This window comes from Cellulomonas pasadenensis, assembly GCF_047229365.1.
Taxonomy (GTDB): domain Bacteria; phylum Actinomycetota; class Actinomycetes; order Actinomycetales; family Cellulomonadaceae; genus Cellulomonas.
Genome location: NZ_JBFTEP010000199.1, coordinates 1 through 4,553, shown reverse-complemented (window position 1 = coordinate 4,553; position 4,553 = coordinate 1). Strand labels below are relative to the sequence as shown.

The window sequence follows — 4,553 nt, the reverse complement described above, 5'->3', positions numbered from 1 at the left end:
ACTCCACATTCATTGCATCGGCGGCTGCGTCTGATGTGTATACGCGACCGCGTCGGTGACGAGCTGCGCCCCGCGCTGCGCGACCGCGCCGGCGCCGCCCGCCGCGGCGAGCGCACGCCGGCGGCGGCGGCGCGACCGGTGGGTCACAGGCGGGTCGGCTGCCGGGTCGGGGTCCGGGTCGGCGGCCGGTCGGACGGACGAGGCGGCGGCCGCCGGCTCGGCACGCGGCGCAGGGCGTGCGCGGTTCGGCTCGTCGTCCTCGACGAGCTCCACCTCGGTCCGGCTGCCACGCTGCGCCATGCGCGCACGCTAGCCCAGCACGGACGGGTGAGGGCAGCCCGTCATCCACATGCCTGTCCACAGCTGTGTGCAGCGCGCGACCTGCACCGCGACGGTCCGGGCACAGGGGTGTGGACGGCACCTGTGGACGCACCCGCCGACGTCACGGCACCCTCCGACCCCCATGACCCTCTCCCTGACCGCCCCCCACCGCGGCGCCGCACCCGCCGTCCGTGCCGAACGGGGTGTGGTGTGCGGATGCAGGCCGATATCCGCACACCAGACCCCGTTCGCCGTGGACACCGCCGGGGGTGAGGGGCTGGGTGGCGGCGGGAGGAGGCGCGCACCGGGTCAGCGGTGGGGGAAGGGTGCGGTCTCCTGGTCGGCGGGGAAATCTGTGGTCGGCGCGGCGTCCCTGGTCGGCGGGACGTCCGTGGTCGGGGGCGTCGGCCGGCGGCGTGTTCTCGCGGCTGCTCGTGGCCGGCCAAGGACGTCCGGCGGGGTGGCGCCGCGGTGCGCGGCCGGGCGCGTGACGTCAGGATGGGCGCGTGCGGGTCGAGGCGGTGCAGGGCGACATCACGGCGGAGCGCGTCGACGTCGTCGTCAACGCGGCGAACTCCTCGCTGCTCGGTGGCGGGGGGGTCGACGGTGCGATCCACGCGGCGGCGGGGCCGGGCCTGCTGGCGGCGTGCCGGGAGCTGCGGCGCGGCGCCCTGCCCGACGGCCTGCCCGTCGGTGACGCCGTCGCGACGCCCGCGTTCGACCTGCCGGCGCGCTCGGTGGTGCACACCGTGGGGCCGAACCGGCACGCGGGCGAGACCGACCCGCGCCTGCTGGCGTCGTGCTTCGTGCGGTCGTTGGACGTCGCGGCCGGGCTCGGTGCGACGAGCGTGGCGTTCCCCGCGGTCGGCGCGGGCGTCTACGGGTGGGACGCCGCCGAGGTCGCGCGCGTGGCGGTGGGCGCCGTACGGGGGTGGCACGCGGAGGTCGGCGACGCCGCCACGGTCGCGGTCGTGCGGTTCGTGCTGTTCTCGCCGCGCGTGCTCGAGGCGTTCGAGCGGGCGCTCGCGTCCTGACCGGCGTCGTGGGGGTCCCGCCGTGCCTCGTCCCCGGGGCGTCCACGGCCGGCATGGCCACCCGTGCGGCGCGTCCCTAGGCTCGTCGCATGGCCGAGTCGCTGCCCGCGCTGCCCGAGGACGACCTGACGCGCGTGCTGTGCGTCGTCGCCCACCCCGACGACCTCGAGTACGGCGCGTCGTGCGCGGTCGCGCGGTGGACGGACCGCGGCGTCGACGTCGCGTACCTGCTGCTCACGCACGGCGAGGCCGGCATGGACGCGTCCCCGCCGGCGGAGACCGGGCGCCTGCGCGCCGCCGAGCAGGTGGCCGCCGGGGCCGTCGTCGGCGTCACGCAGGTCGACCTGCTGCACCACCCGGACGGCGTGCTCGAGCCGTCGCTCGCGCTGCGCCGGGACGTCGCCGCCGCCGTCCGCCGGTTCCGCCCCGACACCGTGCTCACGATGACGTGGGAGAACGAGGTCGGTTGGGGGCTCAACCAGGCCGACCACCGCGCGGCGGGCCTGGCGACGCTCGACGGCGTGCGCGACGCCGGTAACCGCTGGGTGTTCACCGACCTGCTCGACGAGGGCCTGGAGCCGTGGGGCGTGCGCCGGCTGCTCGTCGCCGGCCACACCCGGCCGACGCACGCGGTCGACGTGTCGGGCGAGCCGCTGCGCCGCGGGATCGCGTCGCTCGAGGCGCACGCGCAGTACCTTGCCGGGCTCCCGTGGCACCCCGCGCCGGCGGACTTCCTCCCGGAGATGACGGCCGAGGCGGGCCGCGCCGCGGGCGTCGAGCACGCGGTGCTCGTCCGCTCGTACGACCTCCAGGGCTGAGCGCCCCGCCGCGGTGGGGTACCGGGCGTCGCTACGGTGGCGACGTGGACGACCAGACGGACCGGACCGGGCCGGGCAGCCGGGCGGCGGGCGACGCGCACGACGGGCGGCGGCCGGTCGGCGAGGTGCTCCCCGGGATCCGGATGCACCCGCTCGAGCAGGGTGACCGCCCCGACTTCGTGTTCGCGCTCGTCCGCACCCGCGACGGCGACGGGGACACGGCCTGGGCGTACCGCACGAGCGCACCGCCGAACCGCGAGGAGCTGCTCGGTGCGTTGCGCATCCAGGTCGCGCTCCTGGAGCGCGAGCTGCTCGAGGAGTGGTCGGGAGGGTGACGCGCGGACCGCAGGGCCGGTCGTGCGGGACGACCGGTCCTGCGGTTCCGGCGGTGCGGACGGGCGTCAGTCGCGGGTGGCGTGCAGGCGCTCGCGCTCCTCGGCCGTCAGCTCCAGGTCGGCCGCCAGCACCGAGTCCTGGATCGACGCGGGGCGGGACGCACCGGGGATCGGGACGACGACGTCCGCCTGCGCGAGCTCCCACGCGAGCGCGACCTGCTGCGGGCTGACGCCGTGCGCCTCGGCCACCTCGGCGAACGGCGCGAACGTCTCCCCGAGGTCACCCGCCTTGCCGATGCCGCCGAGCGGGCTCCACGGCAGGAACGCGACGCCCAGCTCGGCGCACAGGTCGAGCTCCGCCTGCGACGACCGGAAGGCGGGCGAGTACTGGTTCTGCACGGACGCGAGCCGCCCGCCCAGCACCTCCTGCGCCGCGCGGATCTGCTCGGGGTTCGCGTTGGAGATGCCCGCGAGCCGGATCGTGCCCGCGTCGAGCAGCTCGGCGATCGCGCCGACCGACTCCTCGTAGGGCACCTCCGGGTCCGGGCGGTGGAACTGGTAGAGGCCGATCGCCTCGACGCCCAGCCGGCGCGCGGACTCCTGCGCGGCCTTCTTCAGGTACTCCGGCCGGCCGTTCACGGTCCACGACCCGTCGCCCGGGCGCAGGTGGCCGCCCTTGGTGGCGACCAGCACGGACGACGAGTCGCCGTGCCACGTGCGCAGCGCCTCGGCGATGAGCTCCTCGTTGTGGCCGACCTCGTCGGCGTGCAGGTGGTACGCGTCCGCGGTGTCGACGAGCGTGACGCCCGCGTCGAGGGCGGCGTGGATCGTGGCGATCGAGCGCTCGCGGTCGGGGCGGCCCTCGATGGACATGGGCATCCCGCCGAGGCCGATGGCGCTCACGGGGACGTCGGCGATGTGTCGTGTCTGCATGCCCCCATCCCACGCCCGTGCCGTGCCGCGCGCACGCCGGGCGGGCGCCGGGTGCAGGTCCGGAGCCGGTTCAGGCGCCCCGCGCGTCCAGGCCCGGGACGTCGATCCGCAGGACCGACGCGACGGTCCGGACGACGCCGTTCTCGTCGTTGGACGGCGCGACGAACCGGGCGCCGGCGCGCACGTCGGGGTGCCCGTTCGCCATCGCGAACGACCAGTCCGACGCCGCGAGCATGCCGACGTCGTTGAAGTAGTCCCCGAACGCCATCGTGTGCTCCGGCCCCACGCCGAGCGCGGCCTGCACGGCCCGCAGCGCGGTGCCCTTGTCGGCGGTCGGGCTCATGACGTCCACCCAGTGCTCACCCGAGACGAGGACGCGCGCCACGTCGCCGAACGACGCCAGCGCCGGCCCGGCGCCGGCCTCCGCGCCGCCGAAGTCGTACACCGCCACCTTGAGCACGGTGTCGTCGACCGCCGTGAGGTCGTCGACCCGCTCGAGCAGGGCGTAGTAGGGCTCGCACTGCGCGAGGAAGGCGTCGTCCGTGCGCTCGACGTACGCGCTGCGCTCGCCGCACAGCACGACCCCCAGGTCGAGGTCGGCGGCCGCCGCGCGCACCCGCCGGACCACGTCGCGCGCGAGGTCGAGGTCCAGGCCGTCGACCGCGAGCGGCGCCCCGTCGCGGACGACGTACGCGCCGTTCTCCGCCAGGTAGACGAGGTCGTCGCGACCCATCGAGCGGCGCAGCGTCGCGTACTGGCGGCCGCTCGCCGGGCACACGGTGACCCCGCGCCCCAGCAGCGCGTCGAGCAGCGGCCAGAACGTGGGGTGGACGCGCTTGGCCTCGTCGAGCAGCGAGCCGTCCATGTCGAGCGCCAGGAGCCGGACGTCCGGCACGTGGTCCAGCACGGGCACGGGCACGGGCACGGGCACGGACGCGGGATCAGGCACGCTCACCCGACGAGCATGCCCCACGCGCGGCGGTCACCAGCGCCGCCCGCCCCCGCCGCCCCCCCCCCCCCCCGGCGGGGGGGGGTTAACAAAACCCGGCCCCCCGAGCCCAAAAGCCGATCGCGGGGGGGCGGGTGGGGGTGTAAAGGGGGGGGGGGGGGGG

Annotated in this window: 6 protein-coding genes; 3 read left to right on the top strand and 3 right to left on the bottom strand. The window is 76.5% G+C overall.

Annotated elements, in window-relative coordinates; translation table 11 throughout:
• Positions 1-9: 9 nt before the first annotated feature.
• A complete protein-coding gene (locus AB6N23_RS17375; protein ID WP_412867225.1) occupies positions 10-300 on the bottom strand; it encodes a hypothetical protein in 291 nt (96 codons plus the stop codon).
• A gap of 527 nt (positions 301-827) precedes the next feature.
• On the opposite strand from AB6N23_RS17375, the gene AB6N23_RS17370 reads away from it, so the two are divergent.
• From AB6N23_RS17370 to AB6N23_RS17360, 3 genes are all read left to right on the top strand, one after another.
• Entirely contained in the window at positions 828-1,355 is a 528-nt protein-coding gene (locus tag AB6N23_RS17370) for an O-acetyl-ADP-ribose deacetylase (RefSeq protein ID WP_412867224.1), read from the top strand.
• Positions 1,356-1,444: 89 nt separating this feature from the next.
• On the top strand, positions 1,445-2,173 hold the full coding sequence (locus tag AB6N23_RS17365) for a PIG-L deacetylase family protein (RefSeq protein ID WP_412867223.1): 729 nt from the start codon (positions 1,445-1,447) through the stop codon (positions 2,171-2,173).
• Positions 2,174-2,217: 44 nt separating this feature from the next.
• A complete protein-coding gene (locus tag AB6N23_RS17360; RefSeq protein WP_412867222.1) occupies positions 2,218-2,508 on the top strand; it encodes a hypothetical protein in 291 nt (96 codons plus the stop codon).
• Positions 2,509-2,574: 66 nt separating this feature from the next.
• Here AB6N23_RS17360 and AB6N23_RS17355 read toward each other — a convergent pair whose 3' ends face one another.
• Positions 2,575-3,441, bottom strand: a complete 867-nt coding sequence (locus AB6N23_RS17355) for an aldo/keto reductase (protein WP_412867221.1) — start codon at positions 3,439-3,441, stop codon at positions 2,575-2,577.
• Between the two features lie 70 nt (positions 3,442-3,511).
• Positions 3,512-4,306: an HAD hydrolase family protein gene (locus AB6N23_RS17350; RefSeq protein ID WP_412867226.1), complete on the bottom strand. Its 795-nt coding sequence runs from the start codon at positions 4,304-4,306 to the stop codon at positions 3,512-3,514.
• Positions 4,307-4,553: the final 247 nt, after the last annotated feature.

What these genes read in the sequence shown, in the direction of transcription:
- AB6N23_RS17365 (WP_412867223.1), top strand. Translation starts at nt 1,445, where the DNA reads ATGGCCGAGTCGCTGCCCGCGCTGCCCGAGGACGACCTGACGCGCGTG.
- AB6N23_RS17350 (WP_412867226.1), bottom strand. Translation starts at nt 4,306, where the DNA reads ATGGACGGCTCGCTGCTCGACGAGGCCAAGCGCGTCCACCCCACGTTC.
- AB6N23_RS17355 (WP_412867221.1), bottom strand. Translation starts at nt 3,441, where the DNA reads ATGCAGACACGACACATCGCCGACGTCCCCGTGAGCGCCATCGGCCTC.
- AB6N23_RS17375 (WP_412867225.1), bottom strand. Translation starts at nt 300, where the DNA reads ATGGCGCAGCGTGGCAGCCGGACCGAGGTGGAGCTCGTCGAGGACGAC.